The organism is Candidatus Pelagibacter ubique HTCC1062 (assembly GCF_000012345.1).
GTDB lineage: Bacteria > Pseudomonadota > Alphaproteobacteria > Pelagibacterales > Pelagibacteraceae > Pelagibacter > Pelagibacter ubiqueversans.
Map to the genome: position 1 here is coordinate 104,550 of NC_007205.1, position 23,803 is coordinate 128,352.

Sequence of the window (23,803 nt, forward strand, 5' to 3'; positions counted from 1 at the left end):
ACGTAGTTTTTTAAAAATGTTTATTAATAATTTTGACCCAGTTGCGTTTCAAATATTTTCATTAGAAATCAGATGGTATTCTTTGGCTTATATTGTGGGTATTGCACTTGGTTGGCTGTATTGTAAAAAAAAATTAATAAAAGACTCTCATATTCTTCAGCTATTTGATGACTTTATAACCTATCTCATTATAGGTATGATTTTGGGAGGTCGGCTTGGTTATACTTTATTTTATAATCTAAAATATTATTTAGATAACCCTATAGAAATATTGATGGTTTGGAATGGAGGAATGTCATTTCATGGTGCTTTAATTGGAATTATAATTGCATCAATATTGTTCTCAAAAAAACACAATACAAATTCGTTTATATTTTTAGACTTGGTTGCCCTATCTGCTCCAATTGGAATCTTTTTTGGTAGAATTGCCAATTTTATAAACTCAGAGCTTTATGGAAGAGCTACAGACCTTCCTTGGTCAGTTCAATTTGTTCTAATAGATAATATCAAAAGGCACCCTTCACAATTATATGAGGCTTTTTTTGAGGGAATAATTCTTTTCTTTGTACTTGGGTATTTTTTTAAAAAAGATTATTTAAAAGTACCTGGAAAAATCTCTGCTTTATTCCTGATCTTTTATTCTCTATTTAGATTTTTTATAGAGTTTTTCAGATCTCCAGATCCACAAATCGGTTACTTAGTTTTAAATCTAACATTAGGTCAATTGATAAGTGTTCTTTTTTTTCTGACTGGGGTTTACCTTTTATCTTTAAAAAATGAAAATTAAGAATAATCAGTCGTTTACCCTAGATAAGTTTATAGAGGAGTCTCTTTATAATAAAACATCAGGCTACTACATGAAAAAAAATCCCTTTGGCAAAAAGGGTGATTTCATAACTTCACCCAACATATCTGTATTATTTTCAGAAATGATTGCAATTTGGGTGGTTTCATTTTGGCAAAATCTAGGTTGCCCTAAAAAATTTAATTTAATCGAATTAGGGGCCGGTAATGGTGAAATGATGAAAGTTTTAGTCAATACCTTTGAAAAATTTCAAATATTTAAAAATTCTTGTCACATTAAGATTTTAGAAAGAAGTAAATTGCTTCGAAAAAAACAAAAAATTAATATCAATAAAAAAAATATTCAATGGTTAAATGATTTAAGCGAATTAGATAATTCGCCATGTATTTTTTTGGCAAACGAATTTTTTGACGCCTTACCTATTAAACAATTCATAAAGAAAGAAAGAAAATGGTTTGAAAGACATGTCAGATTTTTTAACAATAAATTTGAGTATTTTGATGTTCCTTTTGATATGGAAAAATTTGTAAATAAAATTAAATTTAAAATTACAAAACAACAGAACTTTATTGAGTATTCACCACAATCAACCGAATACCTAGAAATTATCTTCAATAAGATTAAACGTAATAATGGTGGAATTTTAATAATAGATTATGCGTATACTGATAAAAAAATGAAAAATACCCTGCAAGCTGTATCGAAACATAAATATTGTGATGTACTAAAAGGGTTTGGTAATTCTGATATTACCTACAATTTAAGTTTTAGTTTATTAAATAGAATAGTTAAAGAATTAAGCTCACTTACCTCAATGAATACTACTCAAGGTGAATTTTTAACAAAACTTGGTATTCTTGAAAGAGCAGAAATATTGTCCAAGAAAATGTTATTTAGTGAAAAAGCTGATATTTATTTTAGAATAAAAAGACTTATAGATAAAAATCAAATGGGTGAATTGTTTAAAGTAATGCTAATAACAACACATAAAAATAAATTTAAATTGGGGTTTTAAACTGATTAAGTCAAAGAAACTCAGTAAATTTAAAAACTTACAGCATGCTTTCTTTAATAGAAAGGGTGGAAAATCTCTAGGTATTTTTAAGAGCTTAAATTGTGGCCCTGGGTCCTCAGACAATAAAAAAAATGTTTTAAAAAATCTTCAAATCGTTCAAAGGAAAATTAAAACTAAGCTTAAAAAAATTATTTTACTAAAGCAAATTCACAGCAATAAATTTCATTTTATAGATAAAAATCTAAAACTTAAAAATTATAATTTTGAAGGAGATGCGCTAGTCACAAATAAAAAGGAATTTCCTATAGCTATATTAACTGCAGATTGTGCTCCAATACTTGTTTATGATGAGAAAGAAAAGATGATTGCTGCAATCCATGCTGGCTGGAAGGGTGCTTTCAAAGGGATAATTAAAAGAACCTTAAATTTTATGATCAAAAAAGGATGTGATCCTAAAAATGTTACTGCAGTTATTGGTCCATGTATTTCAGTAAAAAATTATGAGGTAAAAAAAGATTTTATTAAAAAACTCATTAAAAAGGATGGAAAAAATAAAAAATTTTTTAAAAAAATTCAAAATAAAGATTTCTTTGATTTAAAGAAATACGTCCTTTCTCAATTAAAAGCCTTAAATATAAAGAAAATTGATATAATTAATAAGAATACATTTAATCCTAAAAATAATTTTTTTAGTGCACGAAGATCTATTAGCCGCAATGAGAATGATTATGGTAGAAATATTTCTGTAATTATGATTAATTCATAATATCTCATGAAATTATTAACTGGAAACAGCAATAAACCTCTAAGTAAAAATATTGCAAAATATTTAAAAACTAAGCTTGTAAACTCAAGTATAAAAAAGTTTTCTGATGGAGAAATTTATATAGAAATTAATGAAAATATTAGAGGTAATAGTATCTTTATAATTCAGTCTATTTCATCACCTGCAAACGACAACCTAATGGAATTACTACTTTGCATTGATGCTTTAAAAAGATCTTCAGCAAAAAATATTACTGCCGTCATTCCTTATTTTGGATATGCACGACAAGACAGAAAAGTAGTGCCTAGAACTTCTATTTCTGCAAAACTGGTTTCTAATTTAATTACTAAAGCAGGTGCTGACAGAGTTGTTACTGTAGACCTTCATGCAGGACAAATTCAGGGCTTTTTTGACATTCCTGTAGATAATTTATTTGCTACACCAATTTTTGCAAGACATGCTAAAAAAAATATTAAAAGTAAAAATATTATTTGTGTTGCACCAGACGTTGGTGGAACTGAAAGAGCGAGAGCACTTGGTAAAATTTTAAATGTGGAACTTGCTATTGTGGATAAAAGAAGACCTAAACCAGGACAATCCAAAGTTATGAATGTTATAGGAAATGTTAAAGGGAAAACCTGTATTATAGTTGATGATATAATTGATTCAGGTGGAACTATAGTAAACGCTGCGAAAGCTTTAAAGGATAGAGGCGCTAAAGAGGTTTATGTTTATATTACTCACGGAGTCTTAAGTGGAGAAGCAGTAGATAAAATTAAAAAATCAGTTATTAGAAAATTAGTAATAACGGATACAATTGATAATCACGATAAAATTAAAAATGTTAAAAATATAGAAGTTTTGCCTATTTCAGCACTTATGGGTGAGGCAATTAAAAGGATCTCTAACTCAACATCTGTATCCGATTTATTTAAATAATTATCTTGAGTTATTAAGAAACTTGGGCTAAAAGCCATCTTTTTATGAATTCACTTGATGCAAATACTAGAAATACTAAGTCAAAAGGAGATGTCCGTTCTCTTAGATCGGCTGGAAATATCCCTGGCATAATCTATGGGGGACCAGATCAAAATCAAAAAGTTACTGTATTAAAAAAAACATTAAAATCTTTAATAGATAAAGGAAGTTTCTTATCAAACATAATAACTCTTAATTTAGATGGCAAACCTCAAAATGTTTTACCAAGAGAAATTACTTATAACGTAATATCTGACGAGCCAACTCATATTGATTTTCTAAGAGTTGTACCAGGTGTAAAAATTAGAATAGAAGTGCCTGTGGTATTTATTAATCATGAAACTTCACCAGGCCTAAAAAGAGGTGGAGTACTAAACATTGTGAGAAGAAAAATAGAATTAAAATGTCCAAGTGAAAAAATTCCATCTGCAATAACTATTGATTTAGATGGGGTGGATATTGGGGAAAGTTTCAAAATATCTTCAGTAAAATTAGAAGAAGGTGTTACACCAACTATTATTGGAAGAGATTTTGTAATTGCAACTTTAGCAGCACCTACAGTGATGAAAGAGCCAGAAAAACCAGCTGAAGCTGAAGCAGAAGCAGCAGAAGATGGTAAAGAAGCAGCACCAGCAGCTGAGGGTGATAAAAAAGATGACGGCGAAAAAAAAGCCACTGAAGAAAAAAAATAATCAACTTATCATAGTGAAGACTCCTAGATACGATTTAAAAAAAATATGCTTTTATTTGTAGGCTTAGGAAATCCAACACCCGATAGCGAAAACAACAGACACAATATTGGTTTCAAATTAATTGATGCTCTTAATCAAAAGTTTGGTTTGTCTAAACAAAAACCAAAATTTAAAGGATTATTAACTACAGGTAATGTTGAGGATAAAAAGGTTTATGCAATAAAACCATTAACCTTTATGAATAATTCTGGAATTTGTATAAGGGAATTAATTGAATACTTCAAAATTGATGCTGAAGATGTGATTGTCTTCCATGATGACCTTGACCTTGAATTTGGAAAAGTGAAAGCAAAATTTGCAGGATCAAGTGCAGGACATAATGGAATTGAATCTATAGATAAATTTATTGGTAAAGATTATTCAAGAGTTAGAATAGGAATTGGAAGACCCAAAACTAAGGCTGATGTTGCAGATCATGTATTAAAAGATTTTGATGAAGATGAAATGATACAACTAGAAAAAATTACTAAAAATATTATTGATTCAATGGCTATATTAATTGATAAAAAATTAGATTTATTCTCAAGCACTGTAAATAATAAATAATGAGTTTTAAGTGTGGAATTGTTGGCTTACCTAATGTTGGTAAATCTACACTATTTAATGCACTTACAAATTCTAGTAAGGCACAAGCAGCAAACTTCCCTTTTTGTACGATAGAGCCAAATGTTGGTGTGGTTCCTGTGCCAGATGAAAGACTAGACAAATTGGTAGAAATATCAAAATCAAAAAAAAAAATTAATACTACTATTGAGTTTGTCGATATAGCCGGACTAGTAGCGGGCGCCTCTAAAGGTGAAGGCTTAGGAAATAAATTCTTATCTCATATAAGAGAAGTCGATGCAGTCATTCATATGATCAGATGTTTTGACTCTGATGATATTCAAAATGTGAACCCAACTGTTGATCCAATTAGAGATTTGGAAATTATTGAAACAGAAATGATGTTGGCTGACCTTGAGTCAATACAAAAAAGATTAGAAAAAAATAATAAGAAAAATGTAGATGAGGAGCAATTAAAAATATTAGAAATTGCTTCTGACTGCATAAATAATTCCAAAGATATTCAAATACTTTATGAACAATTTGATAAAAAATTAATAAGCCAAAGTGGTTTATTATCTTTAAAGCCTAAAATTTTTGTATGTAATGTTGATGAGGCAAGTGTTCAAAATGGAAATAAATACACTCAAGCATTTATTGATAAATATGGTGAAAAAAATACCTTAATAGTTTCAGCTGATATTGAGAACCAAATAAATCAATTAGAAAATGAAGAAAAAGAAAATTATATGGAGATGATTGGATTAAAAAGAACTGGTTTAAATATGTTAATTCAAAAAGGTTACAATATTTTAGAGCTAGACACTTATTTTACATCTGGGCCTGAAGAAACTAGAGCTTGGACTATCCAAAAAAATTGTACTGCACCAAAAGCAGCTGGTGAAATACACACTGATTTTGAAAAAGGTTTTATAAGAGCTGAAACAATTGCTTATGAAGACTTCATAGCTAATGATGGTTGGGTCAATTCAAAGACAAATGGAAAAATGAGACTTGAAGGAAAAGATTATATTGTCAAAGATGGTGATATATTAAACTTCAGATTCAATACGTGACCAAATTTTCTTCATACTAAAGTAAACTAGAATAGTTAAAATAATTAAATACAAGATAGCCTTAAAGCCCATCTTGTGTCTGCTTTCTAAATGAGGTTCAGCTGCCCACATTAAAAATGTTGTAACATCTTTTGCCATTTGCTCTTTAGATGCTGTAGTTCCATCACTATATTCTACCAAACCATCTGATAATGGTTCTGCCATCTTAATATTATTTCCATACATAAACTTGTTATAGTAAACACCATCATCAAGCGTTACACCACTCGGTGGATCTTCGTAACCAAGTAGCAATGAGTAAATATAATCAACCCCACCAGTTCTAGCTTTTGCTAGCACAGACATATCAGGAGGATAAGCTCCTCCATTTGCTGCTTGAGCTGCTTTAACATTTTCATAAGGCATGACAAATTTATCAGATAACTTAGCGGGTCTTACAAACATTTCTCCATCATTATTGGGTCCATCTGTAACTTCAAAACTTGCAGCTATTGCTTTAGCCTGCTCTTCTGTAAACTCTGGTCCACCTGGCTCAAATAAGTTTCTATAACTTACATATTTCATTGAATGGCACGATGCACAAACCTCAGTATAAACTTGATATCCTCTTTGAAGTGAACCTCTGTCAAATTTTCCAAATAATCCCTTAAAACTCCAATCTGTTTTTAAAAGATCGACTTTTTCTGCAGCATTAACTGTAAGAGTTCCTACTAATAAAAAAATAATTGAATAACTAATTTTTAAAATATTTTTCACTTAATTAATTTAAACTTTCTTTTTTTTTAACAGCTGATGCCATTGGCATCCCTCCAAGCACTGGTTCTGTAATACTTAAGGGTAATGGTATGGTTTTTTCTTTAAATCCTAATACCGGTAAGATTATTAAAAAGTGAATAAAGTAGTAAGCTGTGGCAACCCTGGCAATCAATAAGTAAAGCCCTTCAGCTGGCATCGCACCTACGTAACCTAGAACTAATACATCCACTACTAGTATCCAATAAAATTGTTTGTAAAGAGGTCTAAATACTGCTGATCTAATTTTTGAAGTATCCAACCAAGGCAGTGCAGCTAAAATTAAAATTGCCGATAGCATTGCAACTACTCCCATTAATTTATCAGGAACTGATCTTAGGATTGCATAAAATGGTAATAGATACCACTCTGGAACGATATGGGCTGGTGTTACCATTGGGTTTGCTTCTATATAATTATCTGCATGCCCTAAAATATTTGGTGAATAAAAAACAAAAAATGCAAATACAATCATAAACATTAATAGTGCAAAGCCATCCTTGATCACAATATATGGATGGAATGGTACTGTATCCTTAGAAGGTTTTTTAACATCAATCCCCACTGGGTTATTGTTTCCAGGAACATGAAGCGCCCAAATATGAAGAACGACTAAGCCCAAGATTAAAAATGGTATTAAGTAATGTAATGTGAAAAACCTTGTTAAAGTTGGGTTATCTACAGAATAACCTCCCCACAACCAATTAACTATTCCCTCACCCACTAAAGGTATGGCGCTAAAAAGATTTGTAATAACTGTTGCTCCCCAAAAACTCATCTGACCCCATGGTAAAACATATCCCATAAATGCTGCTGCCATCATTAAAAGGTAAATTATTATTCCAATAATCCAAATAATTTCTCTTGGAGATTTATATGATCCATAAAACAAAGATCTAAATATGTGAATATAAACTGCTAAGAAAAACATTGAAGCACCGTTTGCATGAATATATCTTATTAACCAACCATAGTTAACGTCCCGCATGATATGTTCAACACTTTCAAAAGCCATGTCAGCATGAGCAATGTAGTGCATAGCCAAAGTTAAACCGGTAACGATTTGTGTAATTAAACAAAAAGTTAAAATCCCACCAAATGTCCACCAATAATTTAAATTCTTAGGTGTTGGATAATCAGTTAAATGACTAGCGAGTGATAAAAGTGGAAGCCTGTCATTAAACCATTTTCCAAATTTTGAACTAGGAACGTACTCGTGATCACTCATAATTATTTATTATCCAATTTTAATAGTGTTGCTGTTAACAAATTCATATTTTGGAACTTCCATGTTTGTTGGAGCAGGACCTTTTCTAATTCTTCCAGAGATATCATAATGTGAACCATGACAAGGACAAAACCAACCATTGTAGTCTCCTTTATCATTTAAAGGGACACATCCTAAATGCGTACAGACACCTAACATAACTAACCATTCTGGATCTTTTGCTCTATCCTCATCTTTTTGAGGGTCTTTTAAATCTTCCATTTTAACAGCTCTTGCTTCAGCTACTTCCTCGGGTGTTCTTCTTTTAATAAAAACTGGTTTTCCTCTCCAGAGTACAGTGATTGTTTTTCCAGGTTGAACTGAACTTACATCAACTTCTGTGCTAGCTAATGCTTTAACAGATGCATCTGGGTTCATTTGATCAACAAGTGGCCAAACAACAGCTCCTACCCCAACAGCACCTACCGCATATGAGGCTGTAAATAAAAATTCTCTTCTTTCAGGTTTTTTTTCAGACATCTTTAATTTTTTGTATATTGTTATCTAATATATGATTTCATATAAGAAAAAAGTTTTTTTTCCACTGAAACAATGACACATAAAACATGAATTTGAGACCTAAAATAGCCTTATATGAACCTGATATTCCTCAAAATACAGCTGCTATTATCAGAACATGTGCATGTCTAGGGGCTGATTTAGAAATAATTGAACCATGTGGTTTTTTATTCAGCGATAAAAGATTTAAAAGAGTTGTGATGGATTATATGGATGAAAAAATGATAAGATTTTATCAAAGTTCAGATGAATTTTTTAAATCAAAAAAGAATGAGAGAGTAATATTATTAACAACTAAATCAGCAGATTCTTATACTGACTTCAAATTTGAGAGTAATGATACACTTTTATTTGGAAGAGAAAGTGCTGGCGTACCAGACCATGTTCATAATTTAATTAAGTATAGGTTAAAAATACCCATGATGGACAATAAAAGATCTTTAAATATAGCCTCTTCAGTTGCTATAATTCTTTCAGAAAATTTAAGGCAAACTAACTTTAATAAATAATGGACAAAGAAATTAAAAAAAAACTTGCTTCTAATTGGTTTAAGTTGCTGCAAAACACAATTTGTAATGACATTGAAAAACTAGAAGGTAAGAAATCTAAGTTTAAATCTAAAACTTGGAATAGAAGTGAAATTAAGGATGAAGGTGGTGGAGAGTTTAGAATTTTAAAAAATGGTAAGATTTTTGAAAAAGTTGGTGTAAATTTTTCAGAAGTGCATGGAAAGTTTTCAAAAAAAATGAGTAAAAAAATCCCAGGTGCCTCTAAAAATCCAAATTTTTGGGCATCAGGAATTTCTATTGTAATGCATATGAAAAATCCTCATGTTCCAGCAATTCATTTTAACACTAGATTTATCTACACAACACATGGATGGTTTGGTGGTGGTATGGACGTAACCCCTTGCATCCAAGATCTTAAAGAAAAAAGCTTCCTTCATACTGAATTAAAAAAAATGTGTGATCGACATGATAAAAAATTTTATAAAAAATATAAAAAGTGGTGTGATGAATATTTTTATTTACCCCATAGAAAAGAAACAAGGGGAATTGGTGGTATTTTTTTTGATTACAAAAAAAAAGATTGGGAGAAAGACTTTAAATTTGTAACAGATCTTGGAGTTACCTTTCAAATGTTATTTAACTCGATAATACAATTGAAACACAAAAAGAAATGGACTGTAAAACAAAAGGAGATACAATATATTAAAAGAGGTAGATATGCTGAGTTTAACTTACTATATGATAGAGGAACAAAATTTGGCCTACAAACAGGTGGTAATGTTGAGGCAATATTAATGTCTTTACCTCCAATAGCAAAATGGAATTAAAATGGATAAAGAACCAATAACAGCAGATGGTCTTGAAAGTTTAAAGGAAGAGTTAATTTTTTTAAAAGAAAAAAAAAGACCTCAAATAGTTGCTGCGATATCTGAAGCAAGATCTCATGGAGATCTGAAAGAGAATGCTGAATATCATGCTGCAAAAGAAGAACAATCTCATAACGAAGGAAGGATTACAGAAATAAATGATATTATTGCAAGAGCAAATGTTATTGATGTAACCAAAATGAGTAATGATGGCAAAGTCATCTTTGGCTCAACTGTAGATTTAGAAAATTTGGATACTGGAGAAAAAATTACCTATAAAATAGTTGGAAAAGACGAGGCTGACCTTCAAAAAAAACTGATATTTTTTCAATCACCTATAGGTAGAGGTTTAATTGGAAAAAACAAAAATGATTTAGTTGAAATTAAAACTCCCGCAGGTGTAAAAAACTTTGAAATTAAAGATGTAAAGTACGTTTAATTACTTACTATTTTTTGAAGTTCTTTATCTGAAATTTTAAAATCATTACTAGTCCAGACTTCTTCTATTGCTTTTAACTTCTGTCCCAGCTCCTTTCCCTCAGGAATTTTATATTTTTCCATCAAAGTACTAGCTTTAAATGGCATAACAGGCATTTCTTTTTTTTTAAAAATTTCAATCATTTTAATTAACTTATTGTCTACTTTTTTGGATTTAAAAATTTTAAAATAAAGAACATCTAATAATGCCTCCCTGCCATTAAAATAAAAAATTTTATTTAGATTTTTTTCTGAAAAGGTTTGGTTCGTATTTTTTTCTAAATTAAACTTATTTAAAAATATAAGTCTTTTTTGATCTTTTTTGGATAAATTAAATTTATAAATAAAGTAATCTACATTATCAGTTCCATCAATAATCATTAAAGATAATAAGAAAATAAAGTCCATTTCAAGAAAGTTTTTTTTTGCAAAACTATTCATTTTATTGAATAGAGAAATATTTTTTATTTGTGGAAAAATAAGATTTATAATCTCTAAACAATCCTTATCCTTAGTTAACTTTAGAAAACCATTTGATTTTAATAATTTTTGAAATTCATCTATTAATCTTTCTGAGGAAATACTTGAAACACCACTTAGGTTTTTTTTAATTGCTTTAATAACTTGTGGGTCATGACTATGCTTAGAATAACTAAGAAAAAATCTGACATATCTTAATACCCTTAAATAATCCTCTTTAATTCTGGTTTCTACATTTCCAATAAAATTAATTTTTCCTCTTTCTAAATCTTTTTTTCCATCAAATGGGTCAAATAAACTTCCTTCAATATCCGCGTAAATAGAATTGATAGTAAAATCTCTTCTAGAAGCATCTTCTTTCCAGCTATCAGAGAACTCTACTTTTGCATGTCGTCCATCTGTATCAATGTCTTTTCTCAATGATGTAATTTCAAACTTTATATCATTAATTAGCGCTGTAATTGTTCCATGTTCTATTCCACTCTCGTAATATTTTATGTCCTTTTTAGTAAGAGCCTCACAAACCTCTTTTGGATTTAAATTAACTGCTAAATCTATGTCATCATATGCTTCTTTATTAATAATCTTTCTTACACATCCACCTACATACCGGATTTCACTATTGCTAGAGTATGAATGAATTGCTTCAAATATTTTTGAAACCTCTGTTTCCTTTTTAATATTTTTGAAGCCTAAATTTATGTGATTAAGGTTTTGAGATCTAAAAAAAATTTTATCTAATAAGCTATTCATATATGGCTGGCCCACAAGGATTCGAACCTCGGATCTCTGTACCAAAAACAGATGTGATACCACTTCACCATGGGCCAATATTAGTTGCATATATCACAAAAAAAAAAAATTATATAGTTTTTGATTCAATACACCAGTGGTTATTAAATTTTCGTTTATATTGGCTGCATGCTTTTTTGCAGGCCTTTTTGGAATGAAAATAAGCCACTATTGAGGATCCTGATCCGGACATTCTAACAAATAGGGTGTTGGGTAAACCATTGAGGTAGGATTTAATTCTTTTAAGTTCTGGATATTTATTTAAGGCAACCTTTTCAAGATCATTGTCCAAATTTTTTAAATATTTTGCTTCAAATAGTTTCTGTTTAGGAGGGTTAAATTGAGGTTTAGAGAATGAATCAACTTTAGAATAAATATATTTTGTAGAACATCCAAAGTTAGGTTTCGCAACCAATATATGAAATTTAATTTTATTTTTGAATTTTTTAATATCTCCATTAGATAAAAGAATAGCAAGTGATGGCTTTATACCTAAAATCACATCTGATCCTATTTCATTACTTATTTTTTTTGAGTCATTTTTTTTTATTTTAATTAATTTTTTTTCAATAAAAAAATTTAATAGACTGGCAGCATTCATAGACCCACCTCCCATTCCGGCTTTTTGAGGTATATGTTTTATAACTTTAATTTCAAATTTTTTATTATTCAAAAGTTTTTTGTTATCTAAAATTTTTAACAATTTTGAAATAGTATTAATTTTACTGATGTTTTTAGAAAATCTTCCAATAAAATTGATTTTATGCTGTTTTGTATTGCTTTCTGTTATTGTAATTGAATCATGTAAATCGATAAAAGAAATTAAACTTTCGATATTATGAAGCTTTGATTTTTTTCCTGTAACGTTTAGAGCTAAATTTATCTTTGCATAAGACTTTATCTTAAAACTATTCATAATTTAGGAATTTTTTAATCCCTCTAATAATTTATTTTTAATAGTTTTTTTCATGGCATCTTCAGTCTCATCTAAATTTAAAACAGCTTGCCAAAAATATCTTGCTTGAATTTTTCTATCAAGCTGCCAAAGAATATCACCGTAATGATCATTAACTACTGGATCCTGAGGCATTAATTCAACTGCTCTTTTAAGAAAATTTTCTGCTTTTTCATATTCGTCAACTAAGTAATATGCCCAACCGATTGAATCAATAATGTATGGATCGTTACTTCTGGCTTCATAAGCTTTTTCAAGCATTTTAAGAGCAGTATCAATTTTATGCTCTCTTTCCAACCATGAGTAAGCTAAATAATTTAATACATAAGCATCATCTGGGTTGGCTTCTAGAGACTTTAATAAATCTTTATCTGCTTTTACATAATCTCCAGATCTCTCGTAACTTCCTCCACGCCTATATAATATTTCAGCGTATAAGTCAGAATTAGCGTTCATTTTTAAAAGTATTTGATCATAAAAATTTATTGCTTCAATATATTTTTTTGCATTTTTATGCATATTTGCAATATCAAATATAATTTTTTTATTTGGGTTTTTAATTTCTTTAAATTTTTCATTGATAAATTTTAGAGATGCTTCTTTATTATTTTTTTTTAAAATAATTTGAGACTCTTTTTTTAACTTAAACCAATAATAAAATTCATGCTTTTTATCAAATGCTTCAAGAGTTTTTAATGTATTGGAATAATCATCACTCAAATAATAATTTTCAGCTAATAAAGACAAATTGAAAATAAATTTAGGATTTAAATAGTTTGCTATATTTAAATAAAAATTTGATTTCTCATAATCATTCTGAGAGGAATAGAGATTTGCTATTAGAAAAAATAGTTCACTAACAATGTCATTCGAATTTGTACATGAAAAAATTTCTTGGAAATTATCTAAGTTTTTATCTTCTATCCATTTTTTACCTTGAGAAATTAATACTGATGAATTTAAATAATCAAAATTATTAGTAACTTTTTTTGCCTTATCGTAATTATCTTTCTTGATTAAATAACTGATCAAAAAAAATACATACCTTGAATAATCAGCATCGTTTTGTGAATTAATTAATGTATTAAAATATCTCTCTGTATCTTTATCATTTAAATAACATCTTTGAAAAACTTCGTTAATAAATGAAAAATTTCCAAACGTATTTTTTTGCTTTATTAATTTTTTTTCTTCAAAAACTGATAAATATTGCTTGAAGGTTTCTGCAATGATTAATGAAAGTCTATCATTGTTAATAAATTCATATGATCTATCAATATAAACTTTACTTTTTTTAAAGTTTTTTTTCTTTAAACTATCAACCGCCAGCAACAAATTAGCCTGAAAAAAGTCAGAGTTGTTTTTTGTTGAGTTCTGTTTAACTTGATTAATTGCTTTCTCAACTTTGCCATCATGTACTAAGGAAAATACATACCTCTCAAGATAGGCATCATGCTGTTTTATTAATATTTTTGATGAATTAAAAAATTTTAAAGCTTCTGTATTATCTAGATTTTCATAAGCTACAATTCCTGAAAAATAATTAGACAAATACCTTGCATTAAAATCATTTAAACTGGTATTTTTTGAGTATAATGGACTCTGATAAAGTATTAATATTAAAAAGAATTTAAAAAACTTTACCAACATTTGGCCATTCTATGTCTAAAAAAGTAATAAATCAAAAAACGAATTTTGACTCTGAGTTCTTAAACTCTACTGGATCTGACTTTATTTTTGATGAAAAACCAATCAATAGACTAAAAAATACTAGTAATGACTTAAAAAAAGATCTGAGTATTCAAAAAATAGATAAAGTTAAAGAGCTTGCGAATCTTAAAGAACAAATAAACTCAATTAGTGATTGTAACTTAAAGAATAATTCAAAAAAAATAATTTTAGGAGATGGAAATATTAATAGCCCTATAATGTTAATTGGTGAAGCTCCAGGCGTTGAAGAAGATAATGCCGGATTAACTTTTATGGGTGAGGTAGGAGATCTTTTAAAAAAAATGCTAATTGCAATAAATATTGAAAAACAAAATATTTATACAACATATGCTGTAAACTTTAGGCCCCCTGAAGATCGAAAGCCAAACTCTACAGAAATTAAAAGATATTCTCAATTTTTACAAAAACATATTTCAATAATAAATCCTAAAATAATAATTCTTATGGGTAGTACTGCTATGGAATCTTTAACGGGTTTAAATAGTAAAATTTCTATTGAAAGAGGAAAATGGAAAGAAGTAATTGTAAAGAATACAAGTTACAACGTTATCATAACTTTTAACCCCTCTTATCTTTTAAGAGCTCCTGAAAATAAAAAACATTCATGGGATGACTTAAAAAAGATTAAACAAAAAATCTTAGAACTAAACCTATCCGTTTAATGAAAATCTTAGCAGGTGTTGATGAAGTTGGTAGAGGAAGCTTAATCGGACCCGTTTATGCAGCAGCTGTCATATTAAATAATTCTATTGATAAAAAATTATTAAAAGATTCAAAAACTCTAACAAAAGACAAAAGAGAAGAGCTTGAAAAATATATTAAAAAAAATTCTATATGGGCTATAGGTCAGGCGTCGACTAAAGAAATTGAAAAAATTAATATATTGCATGCAAGTTTACTTGCAATGAAAAGAGCCATTCTTAAATTGAAGATAAAACCTTCACTTGTTTTAATTGATGGTAACAAACTACCTGATTTAAAAAACTATAAATTAGAATATGTAATTAAAGGAGATCAAAAAATTCCAAGCATTTCTGCTGCATCAATTATTGCAAAAGTCAGTAGAGATAAATTTATTACAAAACTTTCAAAAGAATTTAATAATTATGGATGGGATACAAACTCTGGTTATGGAACCAAAGAGCATTTAAAAGCAATTAAGCAATTTGGTATTACCAAATATCACCGTAAAACATTTTCACCTATTAGTGATCTTCTATAAATTATAATAATTACAACACAAGATCTGGTTGTTTAAGAAATAACAAACACAAATTGAATCCATTTAATTCAATCACAGGTTGACCGTGGAATCCGTTTGGAGTCTAATTGTTTTATAGAAAATGGAAAACAATTTTAAAAATAAGATTATTAATGGTGACAGCCTTGAAGAATTAAAAAAAATTCCAAGCGAAACATTTGATCTTGTTTTTGCTGATCCACCATACAATTTACAATTAAAAAATTCCCTTACAAGACCAGATAGAAGCAAAGTCAATGCTGTTAATGATAAATGGGATCATTTTGAAAGCTTTAAAAAGTATGACGAGTTTACAGTTGCTTGGCTTTCTGAATGTAAAAGAATATTAAAAAAAGATGGAGCTATATGGGTCATTGGAAGTTATCATAATATTTTTAGAGTAGGCACTGCAATACAAAACTTAGGTTTTTGGATTTTAAATGATGTTATCTGGAATAAGAATAACCCAATGCCTAATTTTAGAGGAACAAGATTTACTAATGCTCATGAAACTTTAATTTGGGCATCTAAAAGTGAGAAGTCAAAATATACTTTTAACTACCAATCTTTGAAATGTTTAAATGATGACCTTCAAATGAGATCTGATTGGAATTTACCTATTTGTAATGGCGCAGAAAGACTTAAGAAAAATGGTAAAAAAGTTCACTCTACTCAAAAACCTGAATCTTTATTGCATAGAGTTTTATTAGCATCATCAAATAAAGGAGACATGATTTTAGATCCATTCTTAGGGTCTGGAACAACTGCAACAGTTGCTAAAAAACTTGGTAGAAAATATTATGGTATAGAAAAAGAGAAAGTCTATTTTAAAGCAGCAGAAGAAAGGTTAAAAAATACAAAACCTTTGGAGGATAATTTCTTAGACACTTTAAAAAATAATAGATCTAAACCTAGAATACCTTTTGGATCACTGGTAGAGCTTGGAATAATAAAGCCTGGAACAAGTATTTTTGATCAAAAGAAAAAAATAGTTGCTAAGATTATGGCAGATGGAAGTATCAAACATAATCAAGCTGAAGGATCAATTCATAAGGTTGCTGCAACGATACTTGGCTCAGAAAGCTGTAATGGATGGACTTATTGGCATTGCACAGTAAATGGTGTTTCTGTGCCAATTGATAATTTAAGACAAAGATTAATTTCTAAAAATTAGTCTTTATAAATTTTACCAAGATAGCTGTTAATAAATTTTTCATTTTTAACTAATTTTTGCATTATTAAGTTTCTAATCCAAATTATTAATGGATTGGATAAATGAAAAGCAAAATAATTAAGTTTTGATTTCATATTAATCATCCTTACTCTTTTAATTCTTTCAGAGTTAAATTGAGTTTTTTCATTTTCTAAATTTTTATAAAGTTCATGAGCAACCTCTATTGATTGAGAGGCACCTTGAGCAAAAGTTGGGGGTAAAGCAAAAAAGGCATCTCCAATAATAAAGGTATCTTTATTTTTTGGTTCATTGACATCGGAACTCACAAATATTGGAAAACATTTAATACTTTTTAGATTGTTTATTGTTTCGGTGGGTACTTGCTTTGATATTTCAGACATAATAGATGCAGCAAAATCCTTGTTCTCAAATAAAGAATAATCAGACAACTCTTTAGTGCTAAGCTTTTTTCTAAAAATGGTAATAAAATTAAACTGTCCTTTACTATTAACTGGATAAAGAACTGAGTGTAAATTAGACCCTAAAAACAAAGATATATTATCTGGGTTAATGCCCTTAAGGGCATCCTGGTCAATTGTTGCTCTTAAGGCAATAGAGTTAAAATACTTTGGCTTAGTTTCTTTATTGGCAATTAATGATTTTGTTTTTGAAAAAGTTCCATCGGAGATAATTAAGTAATCACATTTAACAGATAAACCATCCTCAAAAGATACTTCTTTATTTTCAGCTTCTTCATTAATTTTTATAACTTTTTTATTATAATAGATAATATTTTCATGAAGCCCATCTTTTAAGAAATTAATCAAAGTAGATCGCTGTAAGGTCGTATATTTTCTATCCGTGCTGTTAAACATGGATATATCTAAATCACATATTTTCTTATTATTTTTTAAAGAATAGAAGTCTAGTTTATGGGGGTGAAATTTATCTTTTACACTAATTTTTTGAAAATTTATTTGATTTAATAGTTTAATACTATTCACTGAAAGTTGAATTCCGTATCCTTTTTCTAAGTTAACAGAACTATTTTTCTCATAAATTGTAATTTTATAATTTGAGTTTTGACTTAAAAGATTTGCAATATACAGACCTGAAATACCCGCCCCTATTATTGCTATATTTTTCATTAATTTTTTTTTAAATAGTTAAAAATTTTTTTAGTAAATGTGGGCAAAGTATAATCTTCAAGCTTAGAGCTATCAATCCAAGAAGAGTTAGAAATTGTACCCTTTAACTTGGAAAACTTGATTATTACATTCATATTCATATTTGATATCTTGAAGTTTAAAGCTTTTGCTAAATTATCAGGTTTAGATATTTGCTTCATGGGAAATATTTGTAAATTCTTTAAAAAATTAAATTTAGTATTTTTTATCAGTAAAAATTTATTATTCTTTTTATAAACTTCTAACAAATAAAATTTATCAATCTTTTTTTTTCTTTCTTTTATTGTTTCAAAATCTTTTTTTTTAAAAGACTTACAATTTTTAATTAAAGGGCATTGGTAACATAGGGGATTTTTAGGTCGACAAATCAATGCACCTAACTCCATTAGTGCTTGAGCATAATCACTTGCTCTAGTTGAATTACCTAATATTTTTTTACTCTTAACAAGATTATCTTTTGTAATTTCTTTAGGTAATTTTAAATTTAATAATCTTTTAATTACTCTTTCAATATTTCCATCTAAGGGAATAAATGGCTTGTTAAAGGCAATTGCCATTATTGCATTAGAAGTGTAGTCACCTATTCCAGGTAATAATTTTAATTCATCAATCGTGTTTGGTAACCTTCTGTTAAAATTTTTTTCTAATATTTGTGCAGTTTTTTTTAAGTTTTTTACTCTTGAATAATAACCAAGGCCCTCCCAATATTTTAAAAGCTTATGTTCCTTAATTTTTGATAGAGATTTAATATCTGGAATATCTTTTATAAAATTATTAAAGTATGGAATTACAGTTGCAACCTGCGTTTGCTGTAACATAAATTCACTCACTAACGTATAATATTCTCGCTTAACTTGTGATAGCTCTTTTCTCCATGGGAGTGATCTTTTATTATTATCGTACCAATAAAGAATTTTTTTTGTTAGTATGGATTTGGTCATATGCAATTTAAAAATAATACTAAGCAGAGGTTTAAAACTATTCAAGGCTTAAGGTCTTTTAAAGACACTTTGCCAAAAAACATTAAAAAAATAATCAAAAAAAAGGGTCATATATTTTCTGAAACACTTAATAACTGGAAGTACATAGTTGGAGATGATCTTTTTCAAATATGCTATCCCAAATCCTTTAAAAATTCGAATAAATTTGGAGTAAGCACTCTTCAAATAATGGTAAAGAGAGGACATGAGATTGATTTAGAGTATTCTAAAAAAATAATAATGGATAAAATGAATAGTTTTTTTGGCTATGCCGTTGTTGAGAAATTGAAATTCATAAGCTTTGATGACGCCCAAACAAAGTTCAAAAAATTAGACACTAATGAAAATCATGTGACAAATATTAAATATGCAGATAGGATAAATAGTATTAAGAATGATAAAATTAAAAAATCATTACTTGAATTAACAAAACTATTTAAACAACGATGAAAAAATTCACCTCAACATTATTTATAATATTTTTAATCTTCTCCACTAAAGCGCTTGCTGCAGATAATGAAATGGTCAAAAGAATTTCTGAAGGAAAAGAAAGTGCGAAAATAACAATAATTGCATACGAGTCATTGACTTGTGGTCACTGTGCAAATTTTCATAAAGATGTATTACCTGAACTTAAAAAGGACTTCATTGATAAAGGATTAGTAAAAATAGAATTTAGACATTTTCCATTAGATTTAGCAGCTTTTAATGCATCAAAAATTGCTCAGTGTAATAACGATGGTAATTCAAATATTTTGCATATTTTATACTCTGGGCAAAAAAAATGGGCTAGAGGAAAAACTCCAGAAGAAGCAACGGGTTATTTAAAAAAATTCTTAGAAAGTGAAAGTGTAAACTTAGATTTTGAAAAATGCTTAAGTGATAAAGCTATAGAAGATTTTGTTTTAAATGATCGAATCGATGGGGTAAAAAAATTTGAAGTTAATGCTACTCCTACGATAATAATTAATGATAAAAAGTTTGATAAAGCCCTAAATTATAAGAATTTAAAAAAATATCTGGAAAAACTGATATAAGTTAGTCCATGGAGTTTAAAAAAATCCAATTAAACGGATTTAAATCATTTGCTGAAAAAACAAATTTTCTTATAGAGCACGGCTTAACCGGCATCGTTGGTCCAAACGGTTGTGGGAAATCTAATATTGTGGAATCCTTAAGATGGGTTATGGGTGAAACCTCAGCTAAGAGTATGCGTGGTTCAGGTATGGAAGATGTTATCTTTAATGGCACATCTAATAAATCTTCTAAAAATATAGCAGAGGTTTCTATTAGTGTAGATAATGCAAGTCATGATGGTCCAATGCAATATAAAGATTTAGATCATATTGAAGTTAGAAGAAAGATTGAAAAAGATAAGGGTTCAAAATTTTATATAAATGACAAAGAAGTTAGAGCTAGAGACGCTCAAATGTTTTTTGCAGATTTATCTACGGGTGCTCATTCACCATCAATGATTAGTCAGGGACGAATTGGAGCTTTAGTAACTGCTAAGCCTACTGACAGGCGTGCAATCTTGGAGGAAGCAGCTAATATTTCAGGGTTACATGTGAGAAGACATGAGGCTGAACTTAGATTAAATGCTGCAGAGACAAACTTAAAAAGAGCTGATGAATTAAGAAGACAACAAGAAAAACAATTAGCAAACCTTCAGAAACAAGCTGAAGAGGCAACGAAATATAAACTTATATCTGAAGAAATAAAAAAAATTGAAGCGGGGCTATATTATTTAAAATTATTAGACATTGATAATGAGATTAGAATAGAAAATGAAATTAACAATGAAGCTGAAGGAGAGGTAAGTAACTTCAATCAACAGATTGCTCAATTTGAAAATTTAATTAAAACTGAAACAGATAAAGTTTCTCCCTTAAGAGAAAAAAATATAGAAAATCTATCCAAAATTCAAAGATTGAATTTAGAGCTACAAAATTTAGATGAAGAAAATGTTAGAACTCAAGATGAAATTGAAAATATTAAAAAATCCTTAAAAACTATCGAGGAAGATATAGACAGAGAAAAGGGGATTGTAATTGATGCTAACTCAAATGAAAGACGCCTAAAAGAAGAGAAAGCTGAATTAATAGAAATAGATTCTAAATATTTTGAAACAGAAAAATTATCAAACGAAGATCTTGAGAAGGCAAAAAACCTATTAAAAGATGAACAAAAATCTGTTGATGAAATTATTAATATTTTTGCTGATGGAAATATAAATATTGCTATTGGGCCAATTAAAAATGTTAAAAATACAATCACCAGAGCTAAAGAATTGATTAATAACAATGAAATTAATCAAGCGCTTACTTTACTTGATAGATGTCAAATTGAAATAGATGGTTTTTTAGATAATCTTGAAGATGAAGAGAGTAAGAAAAAGCTTTCTAATATTAATGAAAAAAATGAAAATATAAAATTATTGCAAGAAAAATATGCTGATAGTTTTAGTAAAAATCAATCAATAAAAAAAGAGTCTGTAAAAAGAAATGAAAGAATTAAAGCTATAGAATCAGAAGTTGAAAGTTGGAAAAACTTACTCTCTAATTCTGAAAAAATGGTAACAGAATTAACTGAAAGAAAAAATAAATTACTATCACAGTTAAATGAGCGTGATCAACAACCCAAAGCCCAAGCAGAAAGAAAAGGGCAAATTACTGAGGGTCTAAGAATTTCACAAAATGAAAAAATTGAAAATGAAAAAATAATTGAAGAAACAGATAAAAAGATAAACTCTTTAAGACTTGAGTTAAATGACGTTCAAGAAAGATCTATTCAAATCAGAGAAAGAAAAGCAAGCTCAGGAGCAACTGTCGAAGGTTTAAAAAAACGTAAAGAAGATCTGTTAGAAAGAGTTAGTTCTGAACTTAATCTTGAAGAAAATGATATTCTAGAAAATTCTAATTTAAATGGTGTTGAAGAGCTACCTGACTCTGTTGCACAAGAAGATGCTTTAGATAAAAAAAAAAATGAAAGAGAAAAATTGGGATCAGTTAACCTTAGAGCTGATGAAGAAACCAGTAAATATGAAATAGAAATTAAAAAGATGGAACAAGATAGAGAAGATCTTGTATCTGCTATTATAAAATTAAAAGAAAGTATTAATGAATTAAATCAAAAAGGAAGAGAAAGACTGTTAGAAGCTTTTGAAAAAGTTAATAGAAAATTTAATGAAGTTTATACAAAACTATTTAACGGTGGAAATGCAAAACTAGAGTTAGTAGATTCTGATGACCCACTTGAAGCTGGTTTAGAAATGCTGGTAAGTCCTCCTGGTAAAAGACTTCAGTCTATAACTTTATTATCTGGTGGTGAACAAGCTTTAACAGCCTTGTCTCTTATTTTTGCAGTGTTCCTTACTAACCCATCTCCAATCTGTGTTTTAGATGAGGTTGATGCTCCACTAGATGATGCTAACGTAACAAGATTTTGTGGACTTCTTGATGATTTAACTAAAATAACTGACACTAAATTTATTATCGTAACTCACCATGCTCTAACTATGTCAAAAATGAATAGACTTTATGGAGTTACAATGCCTGAAAAAGGTATTAGCCAACTTGTTGCTGTTGATTTACAAAAAGCAGAGAGCATGGTTGCTTAATAATTTGAATGCCAAAAGATAGCCTTAAAACTCGCTTGGAGATTGCAAAAAATAAGCTTTCTAAGAAAAATCTGTATAAAAATGAAGAGGCACCCTCTTCTATTGGAACTGCCTTTAAATTAAGTACAGAATTAGTGTCTGCAGTGGCAGTTGGGACAATTATAGGGTTTATTTTAGACAAGACCTTTGGTACTAAGCCCTGGTTAATATTAATATTTTTTTTTGTAGGTGTTGTTGCTGGAATTATAAACGTATTCAGATCTGCAAAAAATATGCAAAAATAGATTTAAAAAATTATGGCTACAAACCCGATGAACCAATTCGAAGTTTATAGAATTGGACCAGAAATTAAATTAGGCGCAATAGATATTTCTTTCACAAATGCAAGCTTGTTTATGGTGATTAGTTCTCTTGCAATCTTACTAATTTTTAATTTAGGGTCAAAAAAAAATTCTTTACTACCAAGCAAGATGCAACTTCTTTCTGAATTAAGTTATACTTTTGTTTCCAAAATGATTAGTGATACCGCAGGATCAAAAGCAAAACCCTACTTTGCGTTTATCTTCTCAATATTTATGTTTGTGCTATTTTGTAATATGTTTGGGATGATCCCTTATGCCTTTACAGTAACTAGCCATATCATTGTTACTTTTATCTTGGCTTCATTTATTTTTGTGGGTGTAACAATTATTGGCTTTATGAAACATGGATTAGGATATTTAAAACTATTTGTACCTAGCGGAGTACCTGCTGTACTATTACCACTAATAGTTGTTATAGAAATAATTTCTTACTTAAGTAGACCAGTTAGTCTTTCAGTTCGTTTATTTGCAAACATGATGGCTGGTCATACAATGATGAAAGTTTTCGGAGGCTTTGTAATAAGCCTTGGAATAGTTGGTGGATGGCTTCCACTGAGTTTTTCGGTTGCATTAACTGGCTTGGAAATACTAGTTGCTTTTCTTCAAGCATATGTTTTCGCAATCTTAACCTGCATCTACTTGAATGATGCATTAAATTTACACCATTAACTAACATAAGGAGGATATAATGGAATTAGAAGCAGCAAAAATGATCGGAGCAGGACTAGCAGCAATAGCTCTAGCGGGTGCCGGTGTTGGGATCGGAATTATCTTTGGTAATTACCTTTCTGGCGCGATGAGAAACCCATCTGCAGCTCAAAAACAATTTCCTAATCTTTTATTAGGTTTTGCTTTAGCTGAAGCAACTGGCCTATTTGGATTAGTTGTAGCGTTAATTATTTTATTTGCATTTTAAAT

At 29.0% G+C, this 23,803-nt stretch carries 27 protein-coding genes and 1 tRNA gene; 19 read left to right on the plus strand and 9 right to left on the minus strand.

Annotation, left to right across the window (positions count from 1 at the left end; genetic code table 11):
* The first annotated feature begins 16 nt into the window (after positions 1-16).
* From lgt to ychF, 7 genes are read left to right on the plus strand one after another with little or no spacing between them, the layout of a single operon-like run.
* A complete protein-coding gene (gene lgt / locus SAR11_RS00465; RefSeq protein WP_006997817.1) occupies positions 17-787 on the plus strand; it encodes a prolipoprotein diacylglyceryl transferase in 771 nt (256 codons plus the stop codon).
* A complete protein-coding gene (locus SAR11_RS00470; RefSeq protein WP_011281465.1) occupies positions 777-1,820 on the plus strand; it encodes an SAM-dependent methyltransferase in 1,044 nt (347 codons plus the stop codon). Before lgt ends, SAR11_RS00470 begins: the two co-directional genes overlap by 11 nt.
* A 4-nt stretch (positions 1,821-1,824) precedes the next feature.
* Positions 1,825-2,586, plus strand: a complete 762-nt coding sequence (gene pgeF / locus SAR11_RS06895) for a peptidoglycan editing factor PgeF (RefSeq protein WP_267878655.1) — start codon at positions 1,825-1,827, stop codon at positions 2,584-2,586.
* 6 nt (positions 2,587-2,592) lie between these two features.
* Positions 2,593-3,525, plus strand: a complete 933-nt coding sequence (locus SAR11_RS00480) for a ribose-phosphate pyrophosphokinase (protein WP_006997814.1) — start codon at positions 2,593-2,595, stop codon at positions 3,523-3,525.
* Positions 3,526-3,569: 44 nt separating this feature from the next.
* On the plus strand, positions 3,570-4,256 hold the full coding sequence (locus tag SAR11_RS00485; protein ID WP_011281467.1) for a 50S ribosomal protein L25/general stress protein Ctc: 687 nt from the start codon (positions 3,570-3,572) through the stop codon (positions 4,254-4,256).
* Between the two features lie 45 nt (positions 4,257-4,301).
* On the plus strand, positions 4,302-4,862 hold the full coding sequence (pth, locus tag SAR11_RS00490; RefSeq protein WP_011281468.1) for an aminoacyl-tRNA hydrolase: 561 nt from the start codon (positions 4,302-4,304) through the stop codon (positions 4,860-4,862).
* Positions 4,862-5,935 carry a redox-regulated ATPase YchF gene (gene ychF / locus SAR11_RS00495; protein ID WP_006997811.1) on the plus strand — a complete coding sequence of 358 codons (1,074 nt, stop codon included), beginning with the start codon at positions 4,862-4,864 and terminating at the stop codon, positions 5,933-5,935. Before pth ends, ychF begins: the two co-directional genes overlap by 1 nt.
* Here the strand turns inward: ychF and SAR11_RS00500 are convergent.
* From SAR11_RS00500 to petA, 3 genes are read right to left on the minus strand one after another with little or no spacing between them, the layout of a single operon-like run.
* Positions 5,912-6,691 carry a cytochrome c1 gene (locus SAR11_RS00500; RefSeq protein WP_011281469.1) on the minus strand — a complete coding sequence of 260 codons (780 nt, stop codon included), beginning with the start codon at positions 6,689-6,691 and terminating at the stop codon, positions 5,912-5,914. The two genes, ychF and SAR11_RS00500, sit on opposite strands and share 24 nt — an antisense overlap.
* A 4-nt stretch (positions 6,692-6,695) precedes the next feature.
* Positions 6,696-7,955, minus strand: a complete 1,260-nt coding sequence (locus tag SAR11_RS00505) for a cytochrome b (protein ID WP_011281470.1) — start codon at positions 7,953-7,955, stop codon at positions 6,696-6,698.
* 9 nt (positions 7,956-7,964) lie between these two features.
* Positions 7,965-8,474: a ubiquinol-cytochrome c reductase iron-sulfur subunit gene (gene petA / locus SAR11_RS00510; RefSeq protein ID WP_011281471.1), complete on the minus strand. Its 510-nt coding sequence runs from the start codon at positions 8,472-8,474 to the stop codon at positions 7,965-7,967.
* Between the two features lie 86 nt (positions 8,475-8,560).
* On the opposite strand from petA, the gene SAR11_RS00515 reads away from it, so the two are divergent.
* Genes SAR11_RS00515 through greA form a run of 3 tightly spaced genes read left to right on the plus strand, consistent with a single transcriptional unit; the run spans position 8,561 to position 10,327 of the window.
* Positions 8,561-9,022, plus strand: coding sequence for a tRNA (cytidine(34)-2'-O)-methyltransferase (locus SAR11_RS00515; protein ID WP_006997807.1), 462 nt, complete (start codon positions 8,561-8,563; stop codon positions 9,020-9,022).
* Positions 9,022-9,849 (plus strand): oxygen-dependent coproporphyrinogen oxidase, encoded by an 828-nt coding sequence (gene hemF, locus SAR11_RS00520; RefSeq protein ID WP_006997806.1) that lies wholly within the window; start codon positions 9,022-9,024, stop codon positions 9,847-9,849. The genes SAR11_RS00515 and hemF overlap by 1 nt, the downstream gene beginning before the upstream one ends.
* A gap of 1 nt (position 9,850) precedes the next feature.
* Positions 9,851-10,327, plus strand: a complete 477-nt coding sequence (greA, locus tag SAR11_RS00525) for a transcription elongation factor GreA (protein WP_006997805.1) — start codon at positions 9,851-9,853, stop codon at positions 10,325-10,327.
* Here greA and SAR11_RS00530 read toward each other — a convergent pair.
* The 4 genes from SAR11_RS00530 to SAR11_RS00545 all read right to left on the minus strand — a co-directional run bounded on the left by SAR11_RS00530 (position 10,324) and on the right by SAR11_RS00545 (position 14,242).
* The gene (locus SAR11_RS00530; RefSeq protein ID WP_011281472.1) at positions 10,324-11,598 is read right to left on the minus strand and encodes a CCA tRNA nucleotidyltransferase; all 1,275 of its coding nucleotides are present in this window, start codon (positions 11,596-11,598) and stop codon (positions 10,324-10,326) included. The genes greA and SAR11_RS00530 overlap by 4 nt on opposite strands.
* Positions 11,599-11,601: 3 nt before the next feature.
* Positions 11,602-11,675: transfer RNA gene (locus SAR11_RS00535), tRNA-Gln, on the minus strand.
* A 32-nt stretch (positions 11,676-11,707) separates the two neighbouring features.
* Positions 11,708-12,553 carry a 4-(cytidine 5'-diphospho)-2-C-methyl-D-erythritol kinase gene (locus tag SAR11_RS00540; protein ID WP_011281473.1) on the minus strand — a complete coding sequence of 282 codons (846 nt, stop codon included), beginning with the start codon at positions 12,551-12,553 and terminating at the stop codon, positions 11,708-11,710.
* A gap of 3 nt (positions 12,554-12,556) precedes the next feature.
* Positions 12,557-14,242: a tetratricopeptide repeat protein gene (locus tag SAR11_RS00545; RefSeq protein WP_011281474.1), complete on the minus strand. Its 1,686-nt coding sequence runs from the start codon at positions 14,240-14,242 to the stop codon at positions 12,557-12,559.
* A gap of 11 nt (positions 14,243-14,253) precedes the next feature.
* Here SAR11_RS00545 and SAR11_RS00550 point away from each other — a divergent pair, with 11 nt between their 5' ends.
* The 3 genes from SAR11_RS00550 (at position 14,254) to SAR11_RS00560 (ending at position 16,737) form a co-directional block, all read left to right on the plus strand.
* Positions 14,254-14,985: a uracil-DNA glycosylase gene (locus SAR11_RS00550; protein WP_011281475.1), complete on the plus strand. Its 732-nt coding sequence runs from the start codon at positions 14,254-14,256 to the stop codon at positions 14,983-14,985.
* The gene (locus SAR11_RS00555; RefSeq protein WP_011281476.1) at positions 14,985-15,545 is read left to right on the plus strand and encodes a ribonuclease HII; all 561 of its coding nucleotides are present in this window, start codon (positions 14,985-14,987) and stop codon (positions 15,543-15,545) included. The genes SAR11_RS00550 and SAR11_RS00555 overlap by 1 nt, the downstream gene beginning before the upstream one ends.
* 121 nt (positions 15,546-15,666) lie before the next feature.
* Positions 15,667-16,737 carry a site-specific DNA-methyltransferase gene (locus SAR11_RS00560; protein ID WP_011281477.1) on the plus strand — a complete coding sequence of 357 codons (1,071 nt, stop codon included), beginning with the start codon at positions 15,667-15,669 and terminating at the stop codon, positions 16,735-16,737.
* Here the strand turns inward: SAR11_RS00560 and SAR11_RS00565 are convergent.
* Complete coding sequence (locus SAR11_RS00565; RefSeq protein WP_011281478.1) at positions 16,734-17,885, minus strand: FAD-dependent monooxygenase; 1,152 nt, start codon at positions 17,883-17,885, stop codon at positions 16,734-16,736. The genes SAR11_RS00560 and SAR11_RS00565 overlap by 4 nt on opposite strands.
* Positions 17,885-18,865 (minus strand): A/G-specific adenine glycosylase, encoded by a 981-nt coding sequence (locus tag SAR11_RS00570; RefSeq protein ID WP_011281479.1) that lies wholly within the window; start codon positions 18,863-18,865, stop codon positions 17,885-17,887. The genes SAR11_RS00565 and SAR11_RS00570 overlap by 1 nt, the downstream gene beginning before the upstream one ends.
* Here SAR11_RS00570 and SAR11_RS00575 point away from each other — a divergent pair, their 5' ends adjacent.
* From SAR11_RS00575 to SAR11_RS00600, 6 genes are read left to right on the plus strand one after another with little or no spacing between them, the layout of a single operon-like run.
* Positions 18,866-19,354 carry a DUF721 domain-containing protein gene (locus SAR11_RS00575; RefSeq protein WP_011281480.1) on the plus strand — a complete coding sequence of 163 codons (489 nt, stop codon included), beginning with the start codon at positions 18,866-18,868 and terminating at the stop codon, positions 19,352-19,354.
* Complete coding sequence (locus SAR11_RS00580; protein WP_041185766.1) at positions 19,351-19,941, plus strand: thioredoxin domain-containing protein; 591 nt, start codon at positions 19,351-19,353, stop codon at positions 19,939-19,941. Before SAR11_RS00575 ends, SAR11_RS00580 begins: the two co-directional genes overlap by 4 nt.
* Positions 19,942-19,949: 8 nt before the next feature.
* Positions 19,950-22,523, plus strand: coding sequence for a chromosome segregation SMC family protein (locus SAR11_RS00585; protein ID WP_011281482.1), 2,574 nt, complete (start codon positions 19,950-19,952; stop codon positions 22,521-22,523).
* Positions 22,524-22,531: 8 nt separating this feature from the next.
* On the plus strand, positions 22,532-22,807 hold the full coding sequence (locus SAR11_RS00590; protein ID WP_006997793.1) for an AtpZ/AtpI family protein: 276 nt from the start codon (positions 22,532-22,534) through the stop codon (positions 22,805-22,807).
* Positions 22,808-22,819: 12 nt separating this feature from the next.
* A complete protein-coding gene (locus SAR11_RS00595; protein WP_006997792.1) occupies positions 22,820-23,554 on the plus strand; it encodes a F0F1 ATP synthase subunit A in 735 nt (244 codons plus the stop codon).
* 19 nt (positions 23,555-23,573) lie between these two features.
* Complete coding sequence (locus SAR11_RS00600; protein ID WP_006997791.1) at positions 23,574-23,801, plus strand: F0F1 ATP synthase subunit C; 228 nt, start codon at positions 23,574-23,576, stop codon at positions 23,799-23,801.
* The last annotated feature ends 2 nt before the right edge of the window (positions 23,802-23,803 follow it).

What these genes read in the sequence shown, in the direction of transcription:
- greA (WP_006997805.1), top strand. Translation starts at nt 9,851, where the DNA reads ATGGATAAAGAACCAATAACAGCAGATGGTCTTGAAAGTTTAAAGGAA.
- SAR11_RS00595 (WP_006997792.1), top strand. Translation starts at nt 22,820, where the DNA reads ATGGCTACAAACCCGATGAACCAATTCGAAGTTTATAGAATTGGACCA.
- ychF (WP_006997811.1), top strand. Translation starts at nt 4,862, where the DNA reads ATGAGTTTTAAGTGTGGAATTGTTGGCTTACCTAATGTTGGTAAATCT.
- SAR11_RS00480 (WP_006997814.1), top strand. Translation starts at nt 2,593, where the DNA reads ATGAAATTATTAACTGGAAACAGCAATAAACCTCTAAGTAAAAATATT.
- SAR11_RS00585 (WP_011281482.1), top strand. Translation starts at nt 19,950, where the DNA reads ATGGAGTTTAAAAAAATCCAATTAAACGGATTTAAATCATTTGCTGAA.
- SAR11_RS00485 (WP_011281467.1), top strand. Translation starts at nt 3,570, where the DNA reads ATGAATTCACTTGATGCAAATACTAGAAATACTAAGTCAAAAGGAGAT.
- SAR11_RS00580 (WP_041185766.1), top strand. Translation starts at nt 19,351, where the DNA reads ATGAAAAAATTCACCTCAACATTATTTATAATATTTTTAATCTTCTCC.
- SAR11_RS00470 (WP_011281465.1), top strand. Translation starts at nt 777, where the DNA reads ATGAAAATTAAGAATAATCAGTCGTTTACCCTAGATAAGTTTATAGAG.
- SAR11_RS00545 (WP_011281474.1), bottom strand. Translation starts at nt 14,242, where the DNA reads ATGTTGGTAAAGTTTTTTAAATTCTTTTTAATATTAATACTTTATCAG.
- SAR11_RS00575 (WP_011281480.1), top strand. Translation starts at nt 18,866, where the DNA reads ATGCAATTTAAAAATAATACTAAGCAGAGGTTTAAAACTATTCAAGGC.
- SAR11_RS00590 (WP_006997793.1), top strand. Translation starts at nt 22,532, where the DNA reads ATGCCAAAAGATAGCCTTAAAACTCGCTTGGAGATTGCAAAAAATAAG.
- SAR11_RS00560 (WP_011281477.1), top strand. Translation starts at nt 15,667, where the DNA reads ATGGAAAACAATTTTAAAAATAAGATTATTAATGGTGACAGCCTTGAA.
- hemF (WP_006997806.1), top strand. Translation starts at nt 9,022, where the DNA reads ATGGACAAAGAAATTAAAAAAAAACTTGCTTCTAATTGGTTTAAGTTG.
- SAR11_RS00505 (WP_011281470.1), bottom strand. Translation starts at nt 7,955, where the DNA reads ATGAGTGATCACGAGTACGTTCCTAGTTCAAAATTTGGAAAATGGTTT.
- pth (WP_011281468.1), top strand. Translation starts at nt 4,302, where the DNA reads ATGCTTTTATTTGTAGGCTTAGGAAATCCAACACCCGATAGCGAAAAC.
- SAR11_RS00540 (WP_011281473.1), bottom strand. Translation starts at nt 12,553, where the DNA reads ATGAATAGTTTTAAGATAAAGTCTTATGCAAAGATAAATTTAGCTCTA.
- petA (WP_011281471.1), bottom strand. Translation starts at nt 8,474, where the DNA reads ATGTCTGAAAAAAAACCTGAAAGAAGAGAATTTTTATTTACAGCCTCA.
- SAR11_RS00530 (WP_011281472.1), bottom strand. Translation starts at nt 11,598, where the DNA reads ATGAATAGCTTATTAGATAAAATTTTTTTTAGATCTCAAAACCTTAAT.
- SAR11_RS00515 (WP_006997807.1), top strand. Translation starts at nt 8,561, where the DNA reads ATGAATTTGAGACCTAAAATAGCCTTATATGAACCTGATATTCCTCAA.
- SAR11_RS00600 (WP_006997791.1), top strand. Translation starts at nt 23,574, where the DNA reads ATGGAATTAGAAGCAGCAAAAATGATCGGAGCAGGACTAGCAGCAATA.
- SAR11_RS00550 (WP_011281475.1), top strand. Translation starts at nt 14,254, where the DNA reads ATGTCTAAAAAAGTAATAAATCAAAAAACGAATTTTGACTCTGAGTTC.
- SAR11_RS00555 (WP_011281476.1), top strand. Translation starts at nt 14,985, where the DNA reads ATGAAAATCTTAGCAGGTGTTGATGAAGTTGGTAGAGGAAGCTTAATC.
- SAR11_RS00570 (WP_011281479.1), bottom strand. Translation starts at nt 18,865, where the DNA reads ATGACCAAATCCATACTAACAAAAAAAATTCTTTATTGGTACGATAAT.
- SAR11_RS00565 (WP_011281478.1), bottom strand. Translation starts at nt 17,885, where the DNA reads ATGAAAAATATAGCAATAATAGGGGCGGGTATTTCAGGTCTGTATATT.
- lgt (WP_006997817.1), top strand. Translation starts at nt 17, where the DNA reads ATGTTTATTAATAATTTTGACCCAGTTGCGTTTCAAATATTTTCATTA.